Source organism: Pseudomonas fluvialis (assembly GCF_014207935.1).
Lineage (GTDB): Bacteria > Pseudomonadota > Gammaproteobacteria > Pseudomonadales > Pseudomonadaceae > Aquipseudomonas > Aquipseudomonas fluvialis_A.
Map to the genome: position 1 here is coordinate 151755 of NZ_JACHLL010000005.1, position 24009 is coordinate 175763.

Here is a 24009-nt window from a genome sequence, read left to right on the forward strand (position 1 = left end):
TCAGGCCGACGCGGCGTTGTAGAACAGCTTGGAATCGCGCTGCTCAGCCAGGGCCTGCTCGATGGCGGCCTGGTGCACCTCGTCGGCGTGTTCCTCGCGCTCCTCGGGCTTGATCCCCAGGCGCTTGAACAGCTGCATGTCCTTGTCGGCCTGCGGGTTGGCGGTGGTCAGCAGCTTCTCGCCATAGAAAATCGAATTGGCGCCGGCCATAAAGGCCAGGGCCTGCATCTGCTCGTTCATCGCCTCGCGCCCGGCGGACAGGCGCACGTGGGATTTCGGCATCATGATCCGCGCCACGGCAAGCATGCGAATGAAGTCGAACGGATCGACGTCCTGCTCCTCGGCCAGCGGCGTGCCCTTGACCTTGACCAGCATGTTGATCGGCACGCTTTCCGGGTGTTCCGGCAGGTTGGCCAGCTGGATCAAGAGCCCTGCGCGGTCGTCCAGCGACTCGCCCATGCCGAGGATGCCGCCGGAGCAGATCTTCATTCCCGCCTCGCGCACGTAGGCCAGGGTCTGCAGGCGCTCGCTGTAGGTACGGGTTGTGATGATGTTGCCGTAGAACTCCGGCGAGGTATCCAGGTTGTGGTTGTAGTAGTCGAGGCCGGCAGCAGCCAGCGCCTGGGTCTGCTCCTTGTCGAGCTTGCCCAGGGTCATGCAGGTTTCCAGGCCCAGGGCCTTCACGCCCTCGACCATCTTCAGCACGTAGGGCATGTCCTTGGCCGACGGGTGTTTCCAGGCCGCGCCCATGCAGAACCGGGTGGAGCCGATGGCCTTGGCCTCGGCGGCCGCCTCCAGCACCTTCTGCACCTCCATCAGCTTTTCCTTGTCCAGGCCGGTGTTGTAGTGGCCGGACTGCGGGCAGTACTTGCAATCTTCCGGACAGGCGCCGGTCTTGATCGACAGCAGCGTGGAAACCTGCACGCGATTCGGGTCGAAGTGTGCGCGGTGCACGGTCTGGGCCTGGAACAGCAGGTCGTTGAACGGCTGTTCGAACAGGGCCTTGACCTCGGCCAGGGTCCAGTCGTGGCGGGTAACGGAAGCAGTGCTGGCACTCATCGGGGGTATTCCTTATTCGTTGGCTGCTAGGCTGGTCGCAACACGGATGCAGGCATCGTCAGGGAAGCACCATGCGCTGTCAACCAACCCGGCAATATCAGGTTTACAACTGGACAAAAAACAAACAGATCTGTTTGTTGTGTGATGAACCGGCCGAAGCCGGGCCGCCGCTCTGCGCCGCCTGTGAAACGGAGCTGCCCTGGCTCGGCGCGCACTGTGCAGTGTGCGCCCTGCCGCTGACAGGCACGCCAGAGGGCGGCCCGCTGACCTGCGGCGCCTGCCTGCGCAAGCCGCCTCCGTTCAGCCGGGTCGAGGCAGTCTGGCGCTATGCCTTCCCGCTGGACAGCCTGATCACCCGCTTCAAGCATCAGGCGCAATGGCCCATGGGACGCCTGCTGGCCAGCCTGATGTCACATCACCTGCAACATGCCTTCAGCGAAGGCCTGCCGCGCCCTGATCTGCTGCTCCCCGTGCCACTGAGCAGGCAGCGCCTGCGCCAACGCGGATTCAATCAGGCGGCCATGCTCGCCGACTGGCTGGCCGGCGAACTGCAGCTGAAGCAGCAGAACACCTGGCTGCAACGGGTGCAGGACACGCCGGCGCAGCAGAACCTCGATGCCGCCCAGCGCCAGCGCAACCTGCGCCATGCCTTCGCCCTGGCCAGGCAGGCCAGGGTGCAAGGCCTGCACCTGGCCCTGGTGGATGACGTACTAACCACCGGCGCCACCGCCTCCTGCCTAGCGCGCTTGCTGCTCAAGACAGGCGCTGCACGGGTGGATGTCTACTGCCTGGCGCGCACGCCCCGCCCGGGTTACGCCTAAAGAGGTAATTGACCTGCCCAGCGGGATCGCTCAGGGTATGGCGCTATATACAAATCTATATGGCGAATCCCGATGAGCCTGTTGACCACCCTCGCCCAGCATGTCGCCCGGCGACCCCAGCGGATCGCCCTGCTGCAACAGATTGCCGAGCAGGGCTCGATCACCCGCGCGGCCAAAGCGGCCGGCCTGAGCTACAAGGCCGCCTGGGATGCCATCGAGGAACTCAACAACCTGGCGGCCACGCCGCTGGTGGAGCGCAGTGTCGGTGGTCGTGGCGGCGGTGGCGCACGCCTGTCCGTACAAGGCGAGCGCCTGCTGCAGCTGTACCAGCGACTGGAAGCGCTGCAGGCCCAGGTGCTGCAGGCCGCCGAGCACGACAGTGACCTGCAGCTGCTCGGCCGTCTGATGCTGCACACCAGTGCCCGCAATCAGCTGAGCGGCTGGGTGCGCGCCATTCACCCCAGCGGCGGCAACGACCTGATCGACATAGAGCTGCCGGGCGGCGCCTGCCTGCAAGCGCAGATCACCCACGACAGCACCGAACGCCTGCAACTGCAGCCGGGCAGCAACGTGGTCGCCCTGTTCAAGGCCGGTTGGCTGAAGCTGAGCCCCGCTGTATCGACCAGCATGGAGGACAACCGGTTGAGCGGCCATATCGAACAGATTGTGAATGGGGACGACAGCTGTGAAGTGCATATCCGCCTGAGCGGCGGCCAGTCGCTGTGTGCCCTGGCCCAGGCCGCGCAGCTGCAGGCCGAGCAACTCACCCTGAACAGCCCGGTACTGGCCCAGGTCAGCCCGAGCCAGGTACTGATCGGTCGCCAATTTTGATCTCGCGAGCCATGACCATGCGCAGCCTCATTACCACCGCCCTGCTCAGCCTGACCCTGCACGTGCAGGCCGCAGAGCCGCTGCGTATTGCCGTCGCGGCCAACCTGCTGCCGGTGATGGAACGGATCGCCCACGACTATCAGCAGCACGGCGGCCAGCCCGTGCAACTGGCGGGCGGCTCCAGTGGCGCATTCTTCGAGCAGATCCGCCGTGGAGCGCCTTTCGACCTGTTCTTCTCTGCCGACGCCGAACGCCCGCAGCAACTGGCCGACGCGGGCATCGGTCAGGACGCGCAAAGCTACGCCTGCGGGCGCCTGGCCCTGTGGACGCCACGCCATAGCCCAGACCTCAACGCCCTGCCCGCCGGCAAGCTGGCCATTGCCCAGCCGGACACCGCACCTTACGGCAAGGCTGCCCTGCAGGCCCTGGAGCGCAGCGGCCAGTTGCAAGCCGTGCAGCCACGCCTGGTGTATGCCCAGGACATCGGCCAGGCCTACCAGTTCGTCTCCAGCGGCAATGCGCCTGCGGGCCTGGTCGCATTGAGCCAGTTGCGCGCCAGCCAGGTCCCCTCCGGCCAGTACGCCGTGCTCGCCTATACGCTGTACAGGCCCCTGTTGCAGAAGCGCATCCTACTGGCCACGGGCACGCGTGCGGCGCTGGCAGAAGACTTCCTGCAGTTCTTCGACGCGCAGCAGAGCACGCTGAAGAACGCCGGTTACATCCTGCCCGGAGAGACCGGCTGTGCTGCTGAGTAATGCCGACTGGCAAGCGGTGGGCATCAGCCTGCAACTGGCTGGCCTGTCCACTGTCCTCCTGCTGCTGATCGGCCTGCCCCTGGCGATCTGGCGGGTGCGCCGGGAAACGCCGTTACGTCGGGTACTGGACGCCGTGCTGGCCCTGCCGCTGGTTCTGCCGCCCACGGTGCTGGGCTTTTACCTGCTGGTGCTGTTCGCCCCGCAGACGCTGCTGGGCAGCAGCTGGCAGTGGCTGAGCGGCCAGCCGCTGGCCTTCAGCTTTGCCGGGCTGGTGCTGGGCTCGGTGATCTACTCACTGCCCTTCGTCGTGCAGCCGCTGACCGTCGCCCTGCGCGAGATCCCGGTCAATCTGCTGGAGTCCGCCGCCAGCCTCGGCGCCAACCGCTGGCAGCGCCTGTGGCGCATCACCCTGCCCCTGCTGCGCCGCGGCCTGCTGGTCGCCGCCACCCTGGGCTTTGCCCACACACTCGGCGAATTTGGCGTGGTACTGATGCTCGGCGGCAGTATTCCGGGGGAAACCCAGGTGGTGTCGATCGCCCTGTTCCAGCATGTCGAAGCCTCGCGCTACGCCCAGGCCCATCAACTGGCGGCCCTGATGCTCGGCCTGTCGTTCTTCCTTCTGCTGCTGGTCTATGGCCTGGGCGCCCAGCGCCGGCCTGCTCCCGCGCCGCGCGACTAACCGCCCAGGCGCAATGCGGCTAGACTAGCCGCCCCGCCACTGGAGCCGGCCATGTCCCATCCCTTTGCCACCCTCAGCCCCGACCTGGTGCTGGACGCCGTGGAAAGCCTCGGCTACCTCAGCGATGCCCGCGTGCTGGCCCTCAACAGCTACGAAAACCGCGTCTATCAGGTCGGCATCGAAGGCGAGACCCCGCTGATCGCCAAGTTCTACCGCCCCGCGCGCTGGAGCAATGCGGCGATCCGCGAGGAGCATGCCTTCAGCCTGGAACTGGCCGAACACGAAATACCGGTGGTGGCGCCGTTGCTGCGCGATGGCGAGAGCCTGTTCGAACACGCCGGATTCCGCTTCGCCCTGTTCCCGCGGCGCGGTGGCCATGCGCCGGAACCGGGCAATCTCGACCAGCTGTACCGCCTCGGCCAGTTGCTCGGCCGCCTGCACGGCGTCGGCGCCAGCCGACCGTTCCAGCACCGCGAAACCATGACGGTCGAGAACTTCGGCCACCAGTCGCTCGCCTGCGTACTGGACAGCGGCTTTCTCCCGGCCAGCCTGCGCCCGGCTTACGAGTCGGTCGCCCGTGACCTGCTGGCGCGGCTGGACGCCCTGTTCGCCAGCGTGCGCTACACGGCCATCCGCCTGCACGGCGACTGCCACCCGGGCAACCTGTTGTACCGTGACGAAGCCTTCCACATGGTCGATCTCGACGACTGCCGCATGGGACCGGCGATGCAGGACCTCTGGATGATGCTGGCTGGCGAGCGGCAGGAGCGCCTGGGCCAGCTCAGCGAACTGATGGAGGGCTATCAGGAATTCCACGACTTCGACCGCCGCGAACTGGCCCTGATCGAGGGCCTGAGAAGCCTGCGCCTGCTCCATTACAGTGCATGGCTGGCACGCCGCTGGGACGATCCGGCCTTCCCCATGAGCTTTCCCTGGTTCGCCAACGAACGCTACTGGGGCGATCAGGTCCTGGCGCTACGCGAGCAACTGGCCGCTCTAGACGAGCCACCACTGCAACTGTTCTGACCCTTCATAAAACTGGCACACAGGCTGCATAGGCTTAAGCAACCGAGCAGCAGCTCTGCCAGTTTCGGGGACCTTGGTACAGGCAGGCCGGGGATTCCCTTTTTTATCGACAACACAAAGGCCACCCCATGGGGTGGCCTTTGTCGTTTCAGCGATACAGCTCGCGCCGGTAGATCAGCGGTGCGGCGCCACGATAAACACCAAAGGTGGCGAGCCCCTGCGGCGCCTCGCGGCCATTGCCGCGCCAGTCGTACCAAAGCCAGTCCGGCAGACAGTTGGCCTGCCCGGCAATACAGGCCGTTGGCGTGCGCAAACCGACCAGAACCGAACCGTCGTTGCCCGCCCCCGGCGCGGTCAGGCTGATCAGCCCCTGCGCAGCCGTCAGCGCGGGCGAGGAGAGGCTGGCCGTGGTGTCGCCGGCGCTGAGATTGCCCGTGGTAACGCCCAGCTCAGGCTGCCCCAGCACAGCCGCCGTGCAGGTATCCGCGCTTTCCAGCTGGAACAGTCCCGTGCTGCTGCCCTGCCAGCTTTCCAGGCGCAACGGCAACGCCAGCGGCTGCAGCTCGGAGCCATGGGCATTACCGATGGACAGGCGGCCCAAGCGCACCTGGCTGCCGGAAAAGTCATAGCTGTAGGTCTGGCAGGTACTGCCACTGCGAACGCAGGCACCATCGGCATCGGTCAGCGCCGAAGCGCTGAAGCCCTGGCGGATGGCCGCATTGAACGGCAGGTCATCGGCCAGTGGAACCGTGGCCGGGGTGTACAGCAGCTGCTCGCCGCTCCAGCGCCAGGTCCGCGCGCCATCGCCACCGTCGGCCCCGCTCTGACTGGTCGTCAGCGTGCCCTGGGCCTGCAGGCGACCCGGGGTATCCAGGCTGGCCTTGCCGGTGACCGAAAGATAGTCATCCCGCCCGGGCAGACTGAGACGCCAGAAATCACCCCGGTCATAGTTCCCGGTCACTACATTCTGGCGGTTGAAGGCGGTCACCGTCAGACGCGGGTCCTGGCCGCTGGCAAAGGCCATCGGCTGGCCCTGATAGCTGAAGGCAGTGCCACAGGACGGCGTCAGTGCCGCCTCACCGCTGGCCTGCAGAAAGGCCGGGGCAAACCGACCGACCAGACCGCTCACTGTGGCACTGACCGTCTCACCAAAATAGGCATTGGCCGGCGGCGTGGCGGCGATTCTGAACACGCCCACCTCGGAAATCGATTGATTGCTCAAGGCGGTCTGCGCGCCCAGACCGTGGTTGTAGCTGCTCACCCCCAGCGCGCCGTTGCTACCGCCGACAGGCGCCTGCACCTGGCTGGCCAGGGCAATGCCGTTCAACTGGAAGTTGGGCGTCACGCTGTTGTCTGCCAGCGCCGCCGCGGTCAGGGCCTCGCCGTCACTTTGCCAGGCGACCGCCTTGATTCGCAGGCTGAACGAATCGCCAGCACGCACGCCGCCGGGGTACAGCGGACAGCTGATATCTGCTGCGGTGCAGCCCGCCGCCGTATCGGTCTGCAGCAGCAGGCCGTAGGGCTTGCTGACGAAGTCATCATTGCCGGTGAGCACCAGTCCGGCATCCAGTCCGCTGCTGCCGCTGTAACTGGCACCCAGACTGATCAGCCCGGCATCGGCATAACGCACCGTCAGCGCGGCGCTGGCCGTGCTGTCGAAACTCAGGGTCAGCGGCGTGTTGCTGGTCACCGTGGCGCCGTTGATCTGCACCGGCAGGGTGCCACTGGCCGGATTGCTGTAGGTGCGGGTGAAGTTCACAGTGCGATCGCCTTGCCAGGCCGGTACGCATGTCTGCGTGCCGTCATCCTTGACCGCCTGCAGCGTGGCCGCCGTGGGCTTGTTCGCCAGTATATTGGGCACATTCAGAATGAAGCCGCTGCTGGCAAAGGTAACCGCGCAACTGGCCGACACTCCGCCCACGATGCACTGGGTGGCATTGCTGGCCGCAGGAGTAGCCGTCAGCCCCAGCGTCGAGGTGCCCGCCGTGGTGCGCTGGAACTGCAGCGCACTGCTGCCGGTAAAGGTCACAGGGGTGGCCGACCAGTTGTTCGGCGTGCCACTGGGAGTGAGATTGACCGTGACCGGGCTGGCGTACAGGCTGCTGCAACTGCTGTTCTGGCAGGCGCGCACCGTGACATCCAGCGGATTGCAGGTCAGCGCCTGGCTGCTGGCGTAAACCAACTCGTAATGATCGACAGCGGCGACCGTCGGACAGGCGTGCCGGTAGGCCATCTGCGCCGCGAAATCGCTGGCGACCAGCAATTGCTGATCAAGACGAACCTCATCCAGCCAGCCGGTGAAGCCCGTACTGCCGGTACCGCCGATCTGCAGCACCGAACTGTTAGGCGTGGTAGCGCCAAACAACTGGGCACTGCTCTGCCCGCTCGCCGACTGCACGCCGTTGATGAAGATCCGCCCGGTGATGTAGTCAGCCACCAGAAACTCTTCAAAGAAATCCAGGCTGAAGCCCACATGGCTCCAGGTATTAAGCGGCAAGGCCGAGCTGGAGGTCACCGTGAGCGTTTCGCCACCACCAAACAGGCCGTAGCTGAAGCGGGTGGTCAGGACCAGTCGACGACTGGAATCCAGCGCCAGTTGATAGTTGGTGCCCTTGCGCAGGATCACCACCGTCGAACTCGGCGTCTGCGTAGGCCGTATCCACAAGCCCATACTCAACTGGGTATTGAAATCCACACCATTGTTATCGGCGATCTCGACGCGGCTGCTGCCCCCTGTCATCACCCCATAACCACAAGTACCTGGGCTGCCGCTGAGGGCCGGCGTCGCATTGGCGGTCTGCGCGCCCCCCAGCCCCCGACCGGCCAGGCCGGTACCGGTGCTCTCCAGCACCTCACCGGTAGCGCCCGTCCACTGAGCCTCATCCAAGGCCCACCAGTACTGAGAGGTCACCACACCACAATTGCCACTCGGCGCTACATAGGTGACCCGTGCATTGCTGGCCAGGCTGATGTTTTCGCCACTCAGCGCACCGAACACATAGCTGGGGCTGTCCAGGGTGACGGCCTGATTAGCGCCCTGCTGATTAGCACTGTAGACATAGCCACTGAGGGTGGCCTGGTTATTCAGAGTCAGGCTGCCGTAGCTGAAGAGGTAAAGGTTGTTGGCACTGCCCGCAGTATTGATGGCCGGCGAGTTGAGCAGCGCCGACGAGGCCAGGGTCCAGTTATCGCGTACGAACAAACGTACCTGGCCACTGCCCTGCACCTGAATCTGCGATTGATAGCCGGTGGTCAGCGCCCGCACCCAGTAATCCCCTGGGCTCAGGCGCAGGGTGCTGCTGGAAGCCAGGTTGAGCTGGTCGATGAAGAAGGTCTGACTACTGCCGTTGACCGTCAGCTGAGCGCTGTCGTTGAGGGTAATGCTACGGTACTGATTGACCCCATTTCCCGCCAGGGTCTGCGTGCTGGCATAGGGCACATTGACCGTCGCCGTATAGGCTGACGTGTCAGGAAAGCTGCCGGGATCCTGGATTGGTGCCGCTATGCCGCTGGCCGTGCAGTGGGCGCCGCTGCAGGTCAGCAACGTCGAGCCGGCATTACGGTTGACCGTTTTCGCTGCCAGCACACTGTCCGGGTTGCCCAGGAGCTGTGCATTGTAATCGAAGACGATCCCCCCCTTTTGAGCGGCGTTACCGATGTAGGGGGTCTGCAGGCCATCAGGAAAATTGCTCGGGCAGTTGCCTACCAGTGCCTGCGCCCAGGGACTTAGCAGCATCAGCAGAAACAGACCGAAAACCCGCATCTCAGCGCTCCACCACGGCGGTCAGACTGCGAAAGGCATAGTCCGGGCGACTACCCGCCGCACCGTTCTGCGCCTGGGCGGTGAGCCGGTAGATGGTCAGGCCGGAGCCATCGTCATCGGTATGGCTGGTGCTGCTGCAGGTCAGGCTGACCGTGAACTCACTCAGCCCGCCGCCGGCCATGCTCACTCCGCTGTTGCTGCAGCTGCCAGCATTAAAGGCGCGGCTAATGCCCCACTCCAGGCCGGCGCGGGCTGCCTGGTAGGCTCGCGCCTGCTGCAGGGCCAGGCTGTTGCTGCCGTGCTGGGTGGTCGAAAGGCGCGCCATGGCCGCGATCACCAGGGTGATCACGATGATGACGAACAGTGCCGCCACCAGGCCGAAACCCTGCTGCCGGCCCCGCGCTTCAGGGCGCATTGTCGGCGTGCACCTGTTGCAGCAACTCAAGGTTCTCGCCCTCCTCACTGATGGTCAGGCTCATGGTCAGCAGGCCCGCACGCTGGGTGGTACCGGGCTGGTAGGTAAAGCGGCAGCCAATGACCTTAGATGCCAGCGGCTGTGGATTAGAGCCGGCAGGCGGGGTCGTCGGGATACTGCTGTTGAGCGCTGTGTAGCTGTAACGCACCAGTTGTCCGCCGCTGCAGCGATAACCCACCACGCGTTCAGCCAGATAAATACGCCGCTGCGGTGAGGCCAGGGCAAAACGGAATCCGCCGGACGGCAGGTTATTCAGGGCGATCAGTTGCTCATTCGCCGGCGCCCCGGCCTGCACGGAAAAAGTGATACCGGTAAGCGTGATCACCCCCGGATTGGCCGGCGCCCAGACATTGGCCCCGGCCACCGGGTTGCCGCCGGACTCTGCCCCCACGTTGTACAGCACCAGCCAGTTGGCCCCGGCCGGGTTCAGCGTGGCATCCAGCAACTGGAAGTTGTTGCAGCCACCATCCACGGTGCTGCTGCCGCAGCTGCCGGCGGCCGCCGAGGAAAAGCGCAGGCCGTCGCTGCCGACCCGGTTCGGCCGGTAGCGTGCCGCGCTGTGAATCAGCAGCACCTCCAGCGCCAGGCCGTCGGCCGAAACGCGCAACGAGTTGGGCACCGCCAGACGCACATCGCGCGCCACACGGTTGAGCGAGGTGGCCGCCAGGTCCACCAGCTCGGCACGCCGGCTCTGGCCGACGAAACCCTCCAGCGGCCGCGACAGCACCGAACTGATCATCACCGCGACAATGCCGGCGATGGCGATCACCATGATCAGCTCGACCAGGGTGAACCCGGCGCAGGACGATCGGCGCATGATCAATACCGCGTCCGGTAGCCGGAGAGCAGCAACGACTGCCCGGCCGGATCGGTGACTGTGACGCTGACCGCCAGCACATCGCCAGCCGGCAGGCCATTCCAGGCCTGAGCGGCAACAGCCACCTGCACCCGGTAAGCGGCCAGCGCGGCAATCGCCGCACCCGAGGTGCTGCGCGCGCCGTTATCGTCCAGCCCGGCGTAGTCGCAGACATTGTCGAACGCCGCACGGCTGGCCGGCGGCGACGGACACTGAGTGCCCGTGGCGGGATCGAAAAACGGTTGCAGGAGGATTTCTTCCAGATAGGCCTCAGCAATCGCCAAGCTCTGCTGACGTAGCAGAGGGTCGGCCGAGCGCCCGGTAATGGCAGCCATGGCCGAGTACAGCGCCGCGGCAGCAATCCCGATAATGACGATGCTGATGACAAGCTCGACCAGGGTCATGCCCTGCTGGCGGTTCATTGTCCCTGCATCCTCATTGCCCCTGCACCAGGCCGGTTTCCGCCGTCACGCTGAGGCTGAAACCGCCCACCGTGGCACTGGCAGTCCCCGCCTGCGGGCGACCGAGGGAATCAAACACCACGGGGAAATTGGTGACGGTAATAGCCACCCCCTGCGGCACGCTGCTATTGCCCATCGCCGCGCCGTCGGCACCCGGCACGGCCAGGCTGTAGCCACCGGACGTGCAGTTGGACGCCTGACGCACCTGATAGCCAGCTGCCTGGCTCAGGCTCACCTGAGTCAGGCAGCCAGAAGCCAGCGCCAGCTTCTGCGCGTAGCGCACGGCAGAGAGGCTTTCCTCATAGAACATGCGCTGATCGAACTGCTGCCGATCAAAGAAACGCGGCCCCACCACGGCAGCGAGAATGCCGATGATGACAATCACCATCAGCAGCTCGACCAGGGTGAAGCCGCGCGGGGGCATTAGCAGCCTGTGATAGTAACGGCGCTGATAGCAGGTGCTGAGTTAGCCGCAGCAGCAGTGTATGTAAACGAGCAGCTAGCAGGTGTCGGAGCAGCTGCTACGCGAATAACCAGAGCCGCTGCACCACCACCGGTGGTATCAAAGTCGGCACTCAACTGCGCCGCAGCAACTATCCCTGCAGCATCTGCTGTCGGATAAAGGTTGGCCATTGTGATAGTCACACCCTCAAGTACAACTGACTGGTTGGCAGTGTTACCCGCAGCCAAAGCAGCAGAATGAGCCACCGCGGAAGCAGAGCGCACGGCACCCAAAGCGCCATTCAAAGTAGCCTCGCGTGCATCTTGTCCAAGATTGGCAAACCGCGGCAGCGCAAACGCCGCCAGGATGCCAAGAATCACAATCACCATAATCAGTTCGATCAGGGTAAAGCCGCTTTGCTGTTTTTTCATGGTCATACTTCCTGGTTGATCAATTGAACGAGTAGGTCACTTCGCCAAGGTTGGCGTCGTAGAAAATCCGGTCATCGCCGTTATCCGGCTGGTAGGTGAAGGTGCAGCGGGTACCGCTGGCTGCAGCCACGTAATCCACCGCTCCGGCGGCCGTGCCGACGCTCGGGGCCGATCCCTGCAGCAGATTCTCGAACAGGTCGCGACAGCTCGCCGCGCTGACGCTGGCAGTAGCCGAGGGATTGCCCGAGTAGTCGATCCCCAGCGGCCAGCCACTGGCATTCACATCGACATTGCCATTGCCGAAGCCGGCCACGTCGATCTGGCAATTGCCGCCAGCGCAACCGTTGTTGCCGCCATTGCGGTTCAGTTCGTATTGCGAGCGCACCAGGCTGACGGCCGAGGCCAGTGCGCCCGAGGTGCCCTGCACCGAAGACTGGTGGGCGTCCTTGGTGGCATTGATGAAGCGTGGCAAAGCCACCGCCGCAAGAATGCCGAGGATGGCGATCACCACCACCAGTTCGATCAGGGTAAAGCCGTGTTCTCGCCGCATGCCTACTCCTCTTGCTCTGCCTGCAGATATACCTGCAATTGGCTAATGCTGATTTGCTCCAGCTCAACGGCCAGCAGGCCGTCGCTGGATACGGCCGGTTGGCCGTCATTCGTTCGTGCCGCCTGCTGGCTGCGTTCCGGTATCGCCCGCAGGCGCCAGGCCCGCATGCCATCCACCGCGCCGGCCTGCTCGCCACCACGATGTACCACCCAATGCTGCGCCGGCCAGAAGTACCAGCACCCCGCACGAGCCTGAGATAACAACTCCAGCTCGCCGCAATAATCTTCGGCCTGCCAGCGCAGCTGCGCAAAGGGGTTGGCCTGCAGCCAATGCCTGTGCAGCGTGCGGCCTTGAGCCGTTTCCTCCAGCGCCAGGCGATTCAGCCCGGCATGCAGATTCTCCAGGGTCGCCGCCTCGCTGCGCTGACCGGCGACGTCGAGCATCCGCCAGCCCAGCATGGCCACCACCAGCACTCCTATCAGACTAGCCAATCCCCAGCCCCAACGGCGGCTCAGGCGCACCGTGTGAATGCTGTCGTAATCCGCCGTCATCAACGCCCCTTGGCCACCGAGCCGAGTTCCCACATCGGCAGGAACACACCCAGCGCCAGCACCAGCACCATCACGCCCATGGCCACGATCAGGATCGGCTCGATGGCATCGGCCAGTTGCTTGAGGTCGTAGTCCACTTCCTGCTCGTAAAAGTCCGCCACCTCGACAAACAGATCGTCCAGTGCGCCGGTCTCCTCGCCCACCGCCATCATCTGCAGCACCAGCGGGGTGAACAGCCCGCTGGCCGAAGCCGTACGGGTCAGGGCCTCGCCCCGCTCGACCCCTTCGCGCATGGCCAGTACGGCCTGGCCGATATGACGGTTGCCGACACTGGCGCTGTTGATCGACAGCGTCTGCAGCAAGGGCACGCCGGCGCCGTACATCATGGCGAAGGTGCGGGTAAAACGAGCCAGGGCGATGCGCTCGAAGATACCGCCGACAATCGGGATGCGCAGCTTGAGGCGATCCCAGGTCAGCGCCCCCTCATCGGTCTTGATCCACTGGAAGAAGGCATACAGCCCGCCCCCCAGCAGCAGGGCCAGCAGCCACCAGTAATGCTGGAAGAACTGCGAGGTGCCGATCAGCGCGCGTGTAGCCCAGGGCAAATCAGCCTTGAATTGCTCGAAAACCTTGGCGAACGCCGGAATCACGAACAGGTTGATCACCGCCAGCGCCACGCCCATGGCCGAGAGCACGAACAGCGGGTAACGCGTGGCCTGCTTGATGCGCTTGCGCGTCTCGCGCTCCAGCTCCAGGTAGCTGGACAGCTGTTTGAAGGCGCCATCCAGCTGGCCAGTGTTCTCACCGACGCTGACCATGCTGACAAACAGGGTGCTGAATACCCGCGGGTGGGCATGCAGGGCCACAGCCATGCTCTGCCCGCCCTCCAGATCGGCGCGCACCGCCTGCAGCACTTCGCGGAAATACAGGTTGCGGTTGGACTCGCCGAGTCCGGCGATGGCGCGGATGATCGGCACGCCGGCCTTGGTCAGGCTGTACATCTGCCGGCAGAAGATGATCAGTTCTTCCAGATCGACACTGCGCTTGCGCAGCCGGTCGGCCAGCCAGGCCATGGCATCGTCGCCGCCGCTGGCCGTCTCTTCTTCGATCTGCAACGGGGTGATGCGCTGGGCGACCAGCTCGCTGGCCACCGCATCAACGCTATTACCCTGCAGCGAGCCGGAGACACGTTCGCCCTGGTGGTTGCGTCCGGTGTAGCGAAAACTGGCCATCAGCCGGGCAGCTCATCGGTGAGGGTGGCGCAGACCTTGAGCACTTCCTCCACCGAGGTGACGCCGGCCAGCGCGTAATCCAGCGCGCAGGCGGCCAGCGGGCGGTAATGTGGGTTGCGCTGGGCCGCTTCGGCAAAGCTCTGCGGATCACTGCGGCGCAGCGCAGCGATCATCGCTTCGTCCATCTCCAGCAACTCGTAAACGCCGATCCGGCCCTGATAGCCACTGTTGTGGCACTGATGGCAGCCGGCGCCCTGCTTGAACGTACGCCCAGCCAGGGAACCACCGTGCAGACGCTCCAGCCAGAGCAACTGCTGCGGCTCGGGCGCATGTTCTTCCATGCAGTTCTCGCACACCCGACGCACCAGGCGCTGGGCCAGCACGGCATTCAAAGCACTGGCCACCAGGAAAGGCTCAGCGCCCATGTCGATCAGGCGCATGGCCGAGGTCTGCGCATCGTTGGTGTGCAAGGTGGACAGCACCAGGTGACCGGTCAGCGCGGCGCGCAGGCCAATTTCGGCGGTCTCCTGATCGCGCATCTCGCCGACCAACACGATATCCGGGTCCTGACGCAAAGCGGCGCGCAGCACGCGGGCGAAGCTGAGGTCGATCTTGGCGTTGACCTGTACCTGATTGACCCGCGGCAGGCGGTATTCCACCGGGTCTTCCACGGTGATGATCTTCTTCTCCGGACTGTTCAGTTCGGAAAGCCCGGCATACAGCGTGGTGGTCTTGCCCGAACCGGTCGGGCCGGTGACCAGCACCATGCCGTAAGGGCGTTGCAGCAGACGGCGAAAGCGCGCCAGCAGATCGGCCGGCATGCCACTGCCGTCCAGATGGAAAATGCCGGCACTCTGATCCAGCAGACGCATCACCACCGACTCGCCGAACTGCACCGGCATGGTCGAGACCCGCACATCCAGGCTGCGGCTCTTCACCCGGATATTGAAGCGGCCATCCTGAGGCAGACGCTTCTCGGAAATATCCAGGCCGGACATGATCTTCAGGCGCATCACCAGCGCCGAGGCCACCCGCGCCTCCTTCATCACTTGCTCGCTGAGCACGCCGTCGATGCGCTGGCGGATGCGCACCACGCCCTCATCCGGCTCGATGTGAATATCCGAGGCCTTCATCTGCACCGCATCCTCGAACAGCGTCTGCAGCAGGCGCACCACCGGCGCCTCGCTGGTGTTATCGGTGCCCAGCTTGGAAAGGTCGAAGTCGCTGTCCTGCAGCTCGCCTTCCAGCTCGCCGGCGATCGAGGCGATCTCGCTGGTGCGCCGGTAGACCAGGTCGAGGGTGGCCAGGAGCTCCGCCTCGCGCACCACCGCCGGCAGCACACGGGTTTTGAGAATGCGCTCCATCTCGTCGAGGGCGAACAGGTCCAGCGGGTCGGACATGCCGACCAGCAGGCCGCCGCCCTCGCGGGTCAGGACGATCGCGCGGAAACGCCGGGCCACGGCCTCGGGCAGGCTCTGCACGAGGTTCTGATCGAACTTGAAGTGACGCAGCTCGATAAAGGGAATCTGCAGCTGCTCGGACAGCGCCGTGAGCAGCTTGACCTCGCTGACCAGGCCCATGTCGATCACCGCGCGACCGAGCTTGGAGCCGGTGCGCTTCTGCTCCTGCAGCGCCTGTTGCAACTGCAGCTCGCTGATCAGGCCGGCCTGCACCAGCAGGTCGCCGATGCGCACCTTGCGCTGGCGGACTTCCTCGCTCATGGCTGACCTCCGAGTGTCTGTGCGCGGCTGATGGCAAAACGCCGGGCGCCGTCATCCAGGCCCTGGCCGCGCAACGCCTGCTGGTAATGCTGGGCGGCCTGCTGCGGCTGCTCCAGCTGCTCCAGGGCAATGGCCAGGCCCAGTTGCCAGGCGGCCTGCTGCGGGCGCAGATCGACCAGTTGGCGATAAACCTCGGCACTCTCGCGCCACTGCCCGGTCTGCTGATAGGTCGCCGCAAGCAGGGCGTGATAGCCGGGGTCGCGCGCCAGCAACGGGCGCCGCTGCGCCAGCGTGGCGACCGCCGCCTGGGTCTGCCCGCTCTGCAGCTGGGCGCGGGCCAGGAGAATGCGCAGCTCGCTGTCATCGCCAACCTGAGCCAGCTGAGCCGGCAACCAGCCGAGCAGCTTGTCCTGCTGGCCGGCACCCAGGTAGGCGCGCGCCAGCAGGCGGATGGCATCGGCGTCGTGCGGCTGCTGGCGATGCACACGCTCCAGCTGCTCCACGGCGCCGGCGTAATCCTGATCGAGCATGGCCTGACGCGCCTCGGCCAGCGGATCGGCCGGCCGCGCGGTGATGGTCACCTGCGGTCGCGCGGCAGGCGCCGGCTGGCTGGCCGGCTCCGCGCGTACCTGCCAGGCCGGGGTTTGCACGGGTGCTGCGCTTTCTTCTTCGGCGGCAGGCAGATTGCTAAGATCTACCTGTTCGCTCTGAGCAACATCAGCGCCCTGCATCTGTGCTTCCAGCCAAAGCTGCCAGCGCGCCCCGGCGGGTTCCAGACGGTCGCTGACCTGCAGCTGATCGCCCAAACCGACCAGCAGCACCAGCACGTCATTGCCCTGGGGTTCTACCCGCCAGGACAGGCTGCGCCCGTCCTGCTGCAGACGCCCGCTACGCGGCTCACCCGAAAGGCGCAGGCCAGGCAGACGCAGACTGACCGCGCCACTCTCGTCGGTGCGCTGGTAGGCCACCGACTGATCCAACAGCAGCTGCAGGACAAAACGCCCGTTGACGTGCTGCGGCAGCACCTCCAGCACCTGCGGCATGGCCACCGCCGCCACGGGAGTCGGCGCGGCCAGCACCGGTCCCTCTGGTGTGCGGCCGACGATACGGCCGATCATCAGGCCGACCAGCAGACCGGTGAGAATCACCGCACCGAGAAACATCGAACCCAAGCGCAGACGACGGCTGCGCTCGCGGCGGCGCGCGCCTTCCTCGTCCACCGCATACAGACCTTCCAGTGGCACCCTCTCGCTCGGCGCCGCGCGCCGCGCATCGAGGTCGCGCAGCATGTCGTTGACCAGACTCATGACCACCACCCCGACCACTGCTTCAGCCACGGCCAGGCACCCAAGAGCACGACAACCGACAGCGTACCCGCCGCCAGCCCCAGGCTCAGCCAGCGCGGCGACCAGTGCCGGAACGGCTGGGCGCCCTCGGTATCGGCCATGGCGCGGCGCACGTGGCTGGCCGTCACCTGCCGACTGCCATCACCGAAGGCGGCCATCAGCGCCTTGTGCGCCAGGATATTCAGCAACCGCGGAATACCGCTGCTGCCACGTACCAGCACACCTACGGCACGCGGCGCGAACAGTGGCTCGCCACGGTAACCGGCCACCGCCAGACGCTCCTGAAGGTAGCGCTGGGTGTCACGCACATCCAGCGGGCGCAGGCGATAGGAAAAGGTGATTCGCTGCAGCAGCTGGCGGAATTCATGGCGGGCCAGGGTGACGTCCAGTTCGGGCTGACCAAACAGCACCACCTGCAGCAGCTTGCGCTGTTCGGTTTCCAGATTGGTCAGCAGGCGCAGTGCCTCGAGGGTTTCCGCCGGCAAGGCCTGGGCCTCGTCGATCAGCAGCACGCAGCTCTTGCCGGCCGCCGCCAGTTCGATCAGGCGGATTTGCAGGGCATCCAGCAGGGCATGGTCCTGCAGGCTGTCGACGCCTTCGATGCGCAGCTCGCGGGCCAGCGCCTGGCGCAGCTCCAGCGGGCTCAGGCAGGGATTGGGCAGGTAGGCCAGCTGGTAGCGCTCGGCATCCAGCAGATTGAGCAGCGCACGGCACAGCAGGGTCTTGCCGGTGCCCACTTCGCCGGTGACCTTGATAAAGCCCTCCCCCTCGCCCAGCGCCACGCGCAGCAGGTTGAGGCAGGCCTGGTAAGGCGCCAGCTGGACCAGAAACTCGGTATTCGGAGTCAGCGCGAAGGGCTTCTCGCGCAGACCGAAGAACGCCTCATACATGGGCTATCTCAGCTCCTTGAAGGCGGCCGCGCTTTTCTGGATCTCGTTGATCCAGGTCTCGTCGCTGACCACCTGCGGGCGCAGCAGAATCACCAGCTCGCTCTTGCGCAGGTCCTTGGACTGCTGCTTGAACATCGGCCCGATCAGCGGCAGTTGCGATGCCCAGGGCAACTTGGCATCGATGTTCTGGTTGGCATTCTGCAGCAGGCCGCCGATCACCACCACCTGGCCACTGCGGGCACGGACGATGGAGTCGGACTGGCGGGTGGTGGACAGCGCCAGCGGCAGGTTGAACTCGTTATCCTCGCCGCCCAGGGTGATGGTCTTGTTCTGATCCTGCACGCGGCTGACCGAGGGCCGCACGTGCAGGGTGATGTCGTCGTGTTCGTCGATCTGCGGCGTCACGTCCAGCGAAATGCCGGAGAAGAACGGCGTCAGGGTGATGTCCAGATCCGGCGCGGTGGTGCCACCGGCCAGAGTGGTGGTGGTGGTCGACACGTCGGTGACGAAGAACTCGTCGGTGCCGACCTTGATCACCGCCTTCTGGTTGTTCAGCGTGGAGATCCGCGGGCTGGACAGCACGCGCACCTCGCCCTGGGTTTCCAGCAGCTGGATCACGCCTTCGAAGTTGCCGAAGTCGAAACTGGCGGTAAAGGTGCCGCCCACGCCGGTCGGACCGCTGATCGGATTGGTCGGGGTATTCAGGCCATCCAGACCCGGAATGAAGCTGCCGAGCCCGATCGCCTTCTGCCCGGAGATGTAGGTCCAGTTGACCCCGGCCTGGAACTCGTCATTCAGGTCGACCTCGATGATCTTGGTTTCCAGGATCACCTGACGCTGCAGGTTGCGCTGGGCCATGCGCAGGAAGGCCTCGACGTTCTGCTGGTCACGGCTGTTGGCGCGCACCACCAGCAGGCCTGCCTGCGGGTTGACCACCACGCTGTTGCCCGGCTCCTCACCGACGATCATCTCCACCACCTTGCGCACCTCGGCCCAGAAATCCACCGAACTGGTGGTGGTCAGGCGACTGGCGCTGAGGGTGGTGGAACTGGTACTGGTGGTGGTCTCCGCACCGGTGCTGTCGGTGTTGTCGCTGTTGGTCACTTCGCCCGAGCTGACCCGGGTATCGGTGGTGCCCTCACGCTGGATATTCAGGTAGTTGAGGTCGTAGGTCTGGGTCACCGGCTGGTTGGGCAGGATCTGGTAGCCATAGCTGGTCTTGCGGAAGTCGTAGCCGTAGCTGTCGCGTACCGCCGCCAGCACTTCCTCAAGCGTCACGTTGCGCAGGCTGAAGGTGATGTTGCCCTGGATTTCCGGGTGCACCACCAGGTTCTTGCCGGCGCCATCCATCAGGCTGAGGAAGAACTCGCGGGCCGGCATGTCCTTGGCCGCCACATCGAAACGCGGACCGCTGGCCAGGGCCCGATCCATTTCCAGCGGCGGCAGCAAGGCAGCCTGCACCGAGGGCGGCGGAGCGACCTTGGCTTTGCTCTGCTGCAGGCTCTCCTCCAGCATGCTGTTGCTCTGCTGGTAAAGCTGGTCGTCGCCATCCTTGAAGGTCTGGCAGGAACTCAGTAGACACAGCAGGCTGAGCAGGCCGAGGGACGGCAGGGCACGAGTATTCATCGACATCATCGACTCGGTTTGACTATGGGTTCGGCCAGGCGCAACAACTCTTGCTGCCCCTGGCGCTCGATCAGTACGGCACGCGGGTAGATAGCCTTGAGCCGGGACGAACCCAGCTGCTCACCCACTTTGAGGCTCTGGCCATTGATCACGGCACGCTGGCCATGACTGCCACGAATGATGGCCTGCAACTGCAGCGCCTGGGCGGCATCCGCCGGTTCAGCAGCATGCCCCTGTGGCGGCTGGGTCGGATCAAGCGCGGCCAGGGCCGTCAGGCAAAAGAGCAGTGCAATGAGGCTCAACAGGGCTCTAGACACCGACCCACCCCGCTTGCCGGCTGAGGGTATACAGCTCCAGACGAATGCTGGCGCGGCCACTGCCGCCGGCATCCACCTGATAGTCCAGTTGCTGCCAGTGCAGGCGCCAGCCCGAGGCCTGCACGGCCTGCAGATAGGCGATCAGCTCGAAGTAGCCGCCCTCCAGGGTCAGGCGCACGCCATGCCGGTACAGACTGACCGCCGGCGCAACCGCCTTTTCACCCTTGGCGGGCTCCGCCTCGCCCGGCACCTCCAGCGGTGCGGAAAAGCTTTCCACCGCGGCCAGGTTCAGTCCTGGCTGGGCACGCAGCAGATCCTCAAGCACCCGGCGCATGGTTGGCGGATCGATCAGCGCAGCCGTCTCATGGTCGATACCGTCCAGCAGGCGTTCATGTTCGGCCTGCGCTAGCAGCAGGCTGCTGCGCATGCCCAGGTTGGGGTCCTGCTCACGTTTGCGCTGCAACTCGGCGCGCTGCGTCTGGGCCTCCAGCAGCCGGGCCTTGGCGCCCTGCAACTGACCGCTGAGCTGTTTCTGGCGCAGTGCCAGGGGATCGGCCACCAGCAGCAGATACAGCATGCCGAGCAGGGCAAAACCCACGCCGAGGGTCAGCCACTGTTCACGCGGCACCATGGCCTGCCAGCGCTGCAACAAGGCTTTCATGGCTGCTTCTCCTGATCGGCTGCCTGCGAGGAGAGGACAAAATCGAACGGTTCGCCGGCCGTGCGTTTGGCACTGAAGTGGGCAAACTGCCGGCCCTTGAATGCTGAGGCCTGACCCAGCGCCTGCAGGTAGCTCGGCAATGCCTGCTGGTCGCTGCTGCGACCTTCCAGACGCAAGTGACGACCGCCATCGGTGAAGGCAATCCGCGTCAGCCACAAGCCCTGGGCCGGATGCTGCTCGGAGAGCGCCACCAGCGGGTCGGCAAAACCCTGCTGATGCTGCTGGCCCAACAGCCGCAGGTAATCGGCCAGACGCTGCAACTGGCGGTTGCGCTCTTGCGCAGAAGCCACCTGCAGGGGCAATTGCGGATCGAGCTGCGGTTCGCGAAACACCGCCTGTTCGCCGGCCAGCAGCTGTTCTTCGCTCTGCGCCAGAACCTCGGCCTTTTGCAGCTGCGCCTGCAGATCACGCACCTGCCACAACTGCCAGCCGCCATGCAGCAGTGCCAGTCCAAACGCTACCAGCAATGCCTGGAGCATATGACGCGGCCGCGGACCGGTCTGTCGGCGGCGCTGATGCTGATAGAGGTTGAGGTTCTGCATCAGCTGTTCTCCTGACGCAGGGCCGCGCCGACGGCGGTCAGGCAGTAGGCCTGCTCACGCTCATCGAGCAGCGGCACATCGTCACCGAACAGATCTTCCAGGCTCAGGCGTTGCAGATTGACCGCAAGGCCTCCAGCCAGAGCCTGCATGGCCTGCTCGCCATCGCGCTTCATCGGCAACAGCAGCAGACGGTTGATATAGCCCTTGCCCAGCTGGCTCTCGAAATAGTCCAGGGAGCGCTGCACTTCCAGGGTAATCGCGGCGTAATTGCCATCGGCGCGCTCGATGCCCTGCTCGATGCGCCGAGCCATGTACAGATCGGCGCCGTTTTGCACGCTGATCAGGCCCTCGCTGGAGCGCAGGCGCAGCAGCGCCAGGTTGATGGCTGCCGCCCCGGCTTGCAGGCCAAGATTGCGGAAGGCCATCTCGGTGATATCGATCGACTGCAGCCTGAGGCCGGCCTGGCGCAGCAGACGCGCCGCCTGCTCCATCTGCTGTTTTTCCAGCACGGCGCAGTAGGCCATACGCGAACGACCGCGGTAGGCATCGGCAGGTAATGCAATCAAGTCGGTGACAACGGTTTCGAGAGGCTGACTGATCAGATCCTTGAGGCGCCAGCGCATGGCATCGCGCAGTTCTTCCTCGGGGACATCGGGGCAATCGAGCAACAGCAGCTGATAACTGGCCGGGTGCAGTAGAAAGTTGACCGCGGCGCCCTGCAGTTGCAGTTCCTGTACCCAGTCCTTGAGCACCTGAGCCTGCTCGGCCGGGGCAGCTGCCTTGAACAGGCAGCGAAGCAGGCGGGCGCGGCCCTCGGTATCGCGCTCGACCTGGGCCAAAGCGATGCCTTCCGGGCCGGTTTCCAGCCCGATCAGCCCTTGCGGCGTCTGTTTCTTCTTATTCAGCCATCCGAGCAACGCCTTCCCCTTAAAAGCCTTCAAGTCGCAGGCAACCCGCTCTTGCCACCCGACAAACTGCGCAAGCGCGGTAAAATGCCGTATCCGACTCCTTCCCTGAGCCTAGTCATGTTCCATGTTGTGCTGTTCGAGCCCGAGATTCCACCCAACACGGGCAATGTCATCCGCCTCTGCGCCAACACCGGCTGCCAGTTGCATCTGGTTGGCCCACTGGGCTTCGAGCTGGATGACAAACGTCTGCGTCGCGCCGGCCTGGATTACCACGAATACACCACGCTAAAGCGCCACGCGAGCCTTGCTGACTGTATAGCAGATATAGGTAGTGGCCGACTAATGGCCTTTACCACCAAGGGCAGTCACAGCTATGCGGAAGTTCAGTTCCAGGCCGGGGACATTTTCCTCTTCGGTCCGGAAAGCCGTGGTCTGCCCGTCGAGATTCTCGACAGCCTGCCGGCCGAACAACGCCTGCGCCTGCCCATGCGCCCGGGCGGGCGCAGCCTGAACCTGTCCAATGCGGTGGCAGTCACCGTCTACGAGGCCTGGCGACAGAACGGCTTCCGCTAATGGCCAGGCAATAAAAAAGCGCCCCTCGGGGCGCTTTTCATGCAGCGCTTAGAGCCTGTTTACGATCTCGCGAGCTAGAGCCAGACAAGGCAAAAGCAGCCAAGGAAGCGGAGTTTACGAGCTGTAAATGAGCATTCCGAGGCTGCTTTAACGCCGTATGGCCGACGCGCAGCAGATCGTAGACAGGTTCTTAGGCGTTGCCGGCAGCCTGCATACGCGACAGTTCCTGAGCGTACAGGGCGTCGAAGTTCACCGGTGCCAGCATCAGTGCCGGGAAGGAGCCACGCACCACCAGGCTGTCCAGCGCTTCGCGCGCATAAGGGAACAGCAGGTTCGGGCAGAAGGCGCCCAGGGTATGGCTCATGGACGCGGCGTCCAGACCCTTGATCAGGAAGATGCCAGCCTGCTGCACTTCGGCGATGAAGGCGGTTTCTTCACCGTTCTTCACGGTGACCGATACGGTCAGGACGATCTCGTGGAAGTCACCTTCCAGCGGGCGCTGACGAGTATTCAGATCCAGAGCAACGCTCGGGGTCCACTCCTGACGGAAGATTTCCGGGCTCTTTGGCGCTTCGAAGGACAGGTCCTTCACGTAGATGCGCTGCAGGGAGAATTGCGGGTTTTGCGCTTCTTGGGCGCCTTGGGTTTCTTCGGTCATGGCTGAGCCTTGCTGTGCGTTATTAGTAGTGTTAGCCGACTATCGAAAACTACCTGCTAGTCAGCCAGCAGCGCGTCGAGCTTGCCGGCGCGCTCCAGGGCATGCAGATCGTCGCAACCACCCACATGGGTACTGCCGATCCAGATTTGCGGCACCGAGGTCTTGCCGGCCTTGCGGACCATCTCGGCGCGCACGTCGGGCTTGCCATCGACACTGATCTCGTCGAAGGCCACACCCTTGCGTTGCAGCAACTGCTTGGCGCGCATGCAGTAGCCGCATGTCACGCTGGTGTAGATGAGTACCGGTTTCATCACTTGACCACGGGCAGGCTGTCCGCGCGCCAGGTGGCAATACCGCCGCCCAGACGGGCCACGGTGTAACCAGCCTTCTTCAGATCGCGGCAAACGGTGCCGGCGTGCTGGCCCATGGCATCGACCACGATGATGGTCTTGGCCTTGTGCTTGTCCAGCTCGACCATGCGTTCAGCCAGCTTGTCGAAGGGAATGTTCAGCGCATCGACGATGTGACCGGTGCCGAAGTCCTTGTGGTTGCGCACGTCCAGCACAACGCCCTGGTCGCTGTTGACCAGCGCCGTCAGCTCACGGCTGGTCAGGCTGCGACCGGCACGGCGCAGTTCGTGGGCAATCAGCAGGCCGAGCAGCACGGCGAAAGCCAGGCTCAATTCATAGTGGTTAGAGGCAAATTCAATCAGCTTGGCGAGCATCACAAGGATCCACAGCGTTAAAATGGCGGCCAGTATACACAGGGGCATTAG

At 64.6% G+C, this 24009-nt stretch carries 27 protein-coding genes; 6 read left to right on the plus strand and 21 right to left on the minus strand.

What is annotated here, in order from left to right:
• Nucleotides 1-1059, minus strand: a complete 1059-nt coding sequence (gene bioB / locus HNP49_RS14145; RefSeq protein ID WP_184684299.1) for a biotin synthase BioB — start codon at nt 1057-1059, stop codon at nt 1-3.
• Nucleotides 1060-1130: 71 nt separating this feature from the next.
• Here bioB and HNP49_RS14150 point away from each other — a divergent pair, with 71 nt between their 5' ends.
• The 5 genes from HNP49_RS14150 to HNP49_RS14170 all read left to right on the plus strand — a co-directional run bounded on the left by HNP49_RS14150 (nt 1131) and on the right by HNP49_RS14170 (nt 5171).
• Nucleotides 1131-1880 carry a ComF family protein gene (locus tag HNP49_RS14150; protein ID WP_184684301.1) on the plus strand — a complete coding sequence of 250 codons (750 nt, stop codon included), beginning with the start codon at nt 1131-1133 and terminating at the stop codon, nt 1878-1880.
• 72 nt (nt 1881-1952) lie between these two features.
• Entirely contained in the window at nt 1953-2711 is a 759-nt protein-coding gene (locus HNP49_RS14155; protein ID WP_184684302.1) for a TOBE domain-containing protein, read from the plus strand.
• A 17-nt stretch (nt 2712-2728) separates the two neighbouring features.
• Nucleotides 2729-3466 (plus strand): molybdate ABC transporter substrate-binding protein, encoded by a 738-nt coding sequence (gene modA, locus HNP49_RS14160; protein ID WP_184684304.1) that lies wholly within the window; start codon nt 2729-2731, stop codon nt 3464-3466.
• A complete protein-coding gene (gene modB / locus HNP49_RS14165) occupies nt 3453-4145 on the plus strand; it encodes a molybdate ABC transporter permease subunit (protein ID WP_184684305.1) in 693 nt (230 codons plus the stop codon). Before modA ends, modB begins: the two co-directional genes overlap by 14 nt.
• A gap of 51 nt (nt 4146-4196) precedes the next feature.
• Nucleotides 4197-5171, plus strand: coding sequence for a serine/threonine protein kinase (locus HNP49_RS14170; protein WP_184684307.1), 975 nt, complete (start codon nt 4197-4199; stop codon nt 5169-5171).
• A 148-nt stretch (nt 5172-5319) separates the two neighbouring features.
• On the opposite strand, the gene HNP49_RS14175 is transcribed toward HNP49_RS14170, so the two are convergent.
• From HNP49_RS14175 to HNP49_RS14255, 17 genes are read right to left on the minus strand one after another with little or no spacing between them, the layout of a single operon-like run.
• Nucleotides 5320-8934: a DUF6701 domain-containing protein gene (locus HNP49_RS14175; protein ID WP_184684308.1), complete on the minus strand. Its 3615-nt coding sequence runs from the start codon at nt 8932-8934 to the stop codon at nt 5320-5322.
• Between the two features lies 1 nt (nt 8935).
• The gene (locus tag HNP49_RS14180; RefSeq protein ID WP_184684310.1) at nt 8936-9349 is read right to left on the minus strand and encodes a hypothetical protein; all 414 of its coding nucleotides are present in this window, start codon (nt 9347-9349) and stop codon (nt 8936-8938) included.
• Complete coding sequence (locus HNP49_RS14185) at nt 9339-10226, minus strand: type II secretion system protein (RefSeq protein ID WP_184684312.1); 888 nt, start codon at nt 10224-10226, stop codon at nt 9339-9341. Before HNP49_RS14185 ends, HNP49_RS14180 begins: the two co-directional genes overlap by 11 nt.
• 2 nt (nt 10227-10228) lie before the next feature.
• Nucleotides 10229-10687 (minus strand): prepilin-type N-terminal cleavage/methylation domain-containing protein, encoded by a 459-nt coding sequence (locus HNP49_RS14190; protein ID WP_184684314.1) that lies wholly within the window; start codon nt 10685-10687, stop codon nt 10229-10231.
• A gap of 13 nt (nt 10688-10700) precedes the next feature.
• The gene (locus HNP49_RS14195; protein ID WP_221445246.1) at nt 10701-11150 is read right to left on the minus strand and encodes a type II secretion system protein; all 450 of its coding nucleotides are present in this window, start codon (nt 11148-11150) and stop codon (nt 10701-10703) included.
• Nucleotides 11150-11599, minus strand: coding sequence for a type II secretion system protein (locus HNP49_RS18845; protein WP_184684315.1), 450 nt, complete (start codon nt 11597-11599; stop codon nt 11150-11152). Before HNP49_RS18845 ends, HNP49_RS14195 begins: the two co-directional genes overlap by 1 nt.
• A gap of 19 nt (nt 11600-11618) precedes the next feature.
• Complete coding sequence (locus HNP49_RS14205) at nt 11619-12149, minus strand: type II secretion system protein (protein WP_184684317.1); 531 nt, start codon at nt 12147-12149, stop codon at nt 11619-11621.
• 2 nt (nt 12150-12151) lie between these two features.
• On the minus strand, nt 12152-12700 hold the full coding sequence (locus HNP49_RS14210) for a hypothetical protein (protein ID WP_184684318.1): 549 nt from the start codon (nt 12698-12700) through the stop codon (nt 12152-12154).
• Nucleotides 12700-13932, minus strand: coding sequence for a type II secretion system F family protein (locus HNP49_RS14215; protein WP_184684320.1), 1233 nt, complete (start codon nt 13930-13932; stop codon nt 12700-12702). Before HNP49_RS14215 ends, HNP49_RS14210 begins: the two co-directional genes overlap by 1 nt.
• Nucleotides 13932-15653, minus strand: coding sequence for a GspE/PulE family protein (locus HNP49_RS14220; RefSeq protein ID WP_184684321.1), 1722 nt, complete (start codon nt 15651-15653; stop codon nt 13932-13934). The genes HNP49_RS14215 and HNP49_RS14220 overlap by 1 nt, the downstream gene beginning before the upstream one ends.
• Nucleotides 15650-16990 (minus strand): tetratricopeptide repeat protein, encoded by a 1341-nt coding sequence (locus tag HNP49_RS14225; RefSeq protein WP_311772124.1) that lies wholly within the window; start codon nt 16988-16990, stop codon nt 15650-15652. Before HNP49_RS14225 ends, HNP49_RS14220 begins: the two co-directional genes overlap by 4 nt.
• Nucleotides 16957-17889 carry an ExeA family protein gene (locus HNP49_RS14230; protein WP_184684322.1) on the minus strand — a complete coding sequence of 311 codons (933 nt, stop codon included), beginning with the start codon at nt 17887-17889 and terminating at the stop codon, nt 16957-16959. The genes HNP49_RS14225 and HNP49_RS14230 overlap by 34 nt, the downstream gene beginning before the upstream one ends.
• Before the next feature lie 3 nt (nt 17890-17892).
• Nucleotides 17893-19515, minus strand: coding sequence for a pilus (MSHA type) biogenesis protein MshL (gene mshL / locus HNP49_RS14235; RefSeq protein ID WP_184684323.1), 1623 nt, complete (start codon nt 19513-19515; stop codon nt 17893-17895).
• 5 nt (nt 19516-19520) lie between these two features.
• Nucleotides 19521-19817, minus strand: coding sequence for a Type II secretory pathway component (locus tag HNP49_RS14240; RefSeq protein ID WP_260407199.1), 297 nt, complete (start codon nt 19815-19817; stop codon nt 19521-19523).
• A gap of 7 nt (nt 19818-19824) precedes the next feature.
• On the minus strand, nt 19825-20493 hold the full coding sequence (gene gspM, locus HNP49_RS14245; RefSeq protein WP_184684324.1) for a type II secretion system protein GspM: 669 nt from the start codon (nt 20491-20493) through the stop codon (nt 19825-19827).
• Nucleotides 20490-21095: a PilN domain-containing protein gene (locus HNP49_RS14250; protein WP_184684325.1), complete on the minus strand. Its 606-nt coding sequence runs from the start codon at nt 21093-21095 to the stop codon at nt 20490-20492. The genes gspM and HNP49_RS14250 overlap by 4 nt, the downstream gene beginning before the upstream one ends.
• The gene (locus tag HNP49_RS14255) at nt 21095-22012 is read right to left on the minus strand and encodes an MSHA biogenesis protein MshI (protein ID WP_184684326.1); all 918 of its coding nucleotides are present in this window, start codon (nt 22010-22012) and stop codon (nt 21095-21097) included. The genes HNP49_RS14250 and HNP49_RS14255 overlap by 1 nt, the downstream gene beginning before the upstream one ends.
• 108 nt (nt 22013-22120) lie before the next feature.
• On the opposite strand from HNP49_RS14255, the gene trmL reads away from it, so the two are divergent.
• Nucleotides 22121-22576 carry a tRNA (uridine(34)/cytosine(34)/5-carboxymethylaminomethyluridine(34)-2'-O)-methyltransferase TrmL gene (gene trmL / locus HNP49_RS14260; RefSeq protein ID WP_184684327.1) on the plus strand — a complete coding sequence of 152 codons (456 nt, stop codon included), beginning with the start codon at nt 22121-22123 and terminating at the stop codon, nt 22574-22576.
• Between the two features lie 190 nt (nt 22577-22766).
• Here the strand turns inward: trmL and secB are convergent, their stop codons facing one another.
• The 3 genes from secB to HNP49_RS14275 are packed head-to-tail and all read right to left on the minus strand — an operon-like array spanning nt 22767 to nt 23958.
• Nucleotides 22767-23234, minus strand: a complete 468-nt coding sequence (secB, locus tag HNP49_RS14265) for a protein-export chaperone SecB (RefSeq protein ID WP_184684329.1) — start codon at nt 23232-23234, stop codon at nt 22767-22769.
• 56 nt (nt 23235-23290) lie between these two features.
• Complete coding sequence (gene grxC, locus HNP49_RS14270; protein ID WP_184684331.1) at nt 23291-23545, minus strand: glutaredoxin 3; 255 nt, start codon at nt 23543-23545, stop codon at nt 23291-23293.
• Nucleotides 23545-23958 carry a rhodanese-like domain-containing protein gene (locus tag HNP49_RS14275; protein ID WP_184684333.1) on the minus strand — a complete coding sequence of 138 codons (414 nt, stop codon included), beginning with the start codon at nt 23956-23958 and terminating at the stop codon, nt 23545-23547. The genes grxC and HNP49_RS14275 overlap by 1 nt, the downstream gene beginning before the upstream one ends.
• Nucleotides 23959-24009: the final 51 nt, after the last annotated feature.

Coding starts and splice junctions, on each gene's coding strand:
- HNP49_RS14190 (WP_184684314.1), bottom strand. CDS start 10,687: ATGAACCGCCAGCAGGGCATGACCCTGGTCGAGCTTGTCATCAGCATC.
- HNP49_RS14195 (WP_221445246.1), bottom strand. CDS start 11,150: ATGCCCCCGCGCGGCTTCACCCTGGTCGAGCTGCTGATGGTGATTGTC.
- HNP49_RS14215 (WP_184684320.1), bottom strand. CDS start 13,932: ATGGCCAGTTTTCGCTACACCGGACGCAACCACCAGGGCGAACGTGTC.
- mshL (WP_184684323.1), bottom strand. CDS start 19,515: ATGAATACTCGTGCCCTGCCGTCCCTCGGCCTGCTCAGCCTGCTGTGT.
- HNP49_RS14210 (WP_184684318.1), bottom strand. CDS start 12,700: ATGACGGCGGATTACGACAGCATTCACACGGTGCGCCTGAGCCGCCGT.
- HNP49_RS14170 (WP_184684307.1), top strand. CDS start 4,197: ATGTCCCATCCCTTTGCCACCCTCAGCCCCGACCTGGTGCTGGACGCC.
- HNP49_RS14150 (WP_184684301.1), top strand. CDS start 1,131: ATGCGCTGTCAACCAACCCGGCAATATCAGGTTTACAACTGGACAAAA.
- bioB (WP_184684299.1), bottom strand. CDS start 1,059: ATGAGTGCCAGCACTGCTTCCGTTACCCGCCACGACTGGACCCTGGCC.
- HNP49_RS14155 (WP_184684302.1), top strand. CDS start 1,953: ATGAGCCTGTTGACCACCCTCGCCCAGCATGTCGCCCGGCGACCCCAG.
- secB (WP_184684329.1), bottom strand. CDS start 23,234: ATGACCGAAGAAACCCAAGGCGCCCAAGAAGCGCAAAACCCGCAATTC.
- grxC (WP_184684331.1), bottom strand. CDS start 23,545: ATGAAACCGGTACTCATCTACACCAGCGTGACATGCGGCTACTGCATG.
- HNP49_RS14230 (WP_184684322.1), bottom strand. CDS start 17,889: ATGTATGAGGCGTTCTTCGGTCTGCGCGAGAAGCCCTTCGCGCTGACT.
- HNP49_RS14250 (WP_184684325.1), bottom strand. CDS start 21,095: ATGCAGAACCTCAACCTCTATCAGCATCAGCGCCGCCGACAGACCGGT.
- gspM (WP_184684324.1), bottom strand. CDS start 20,493: ATGAAAGCCTTGTTGCAGCGCTGGCAGGCCATGGTGCCGCGTGAACAG.
- HNP49_RS14205 (WP_184684317.1), bottom strand. CDS start 12,149: ATGCGGCGAGAACACGGCTTTACCCTGATCGAACTGGTGGTGGTGATC.
- HNP49_RS14180 (WP_184684310.1), bottom strand. CDS start 9,349: ATGCGCCCTGAAGCGCGGGGCCGGCAGCAGGGTTTCGGCCTGGTGGCG.
- HNP49_RS14185 (WP_184684312.1), bottom strand. CDS start 10,226: ATGCGCCGATCGTCCTGCGCCGGGTTCACCCTGGTCGAGCTGATCATG.
- trmL (WP_184684327.1), top strand. CDS start 22,121: ATGTTCCATGTTGTGCTGTTCGAGCCCGAGATTCCACCCAACACGGGC.
- modA (WP_184684304.1), top strand. CDS start 2,729: ATGCGCAGCCTCATTACCACCGCCCTGCTCAGCCTGACCCTGCACGTG.
- HNP49_RS14220 (WP_184684321.1), bottom strand. CDS start 15,653: ATGAGCGAGGAAGTCCGCCAGCGCAAGGTGCGCATCGGCGACCTGCTG.
- HNP49_RS14275 (WP_184684333.1), bottom strand. CDS start 23,958: ATGCTCGCCAAGCTGATTGAATTTGCCTCTAACCACTATGAATTGAGC.
- HNP49_RS14175 (WP_184684308.1), bottom strand. CDS start 8,934: ATGCGGGTTTTCGGTCTGTTTCTGCTGATGCTGCTAAGTCCCTGGGCG.
- HNP49_RS18845 (WP_184684315.1), bottom strand. CDS start 11,599: ATGAAAAAACAGCAAAGCGGCTTTACCCTGATCGAACTGATTATGGTG.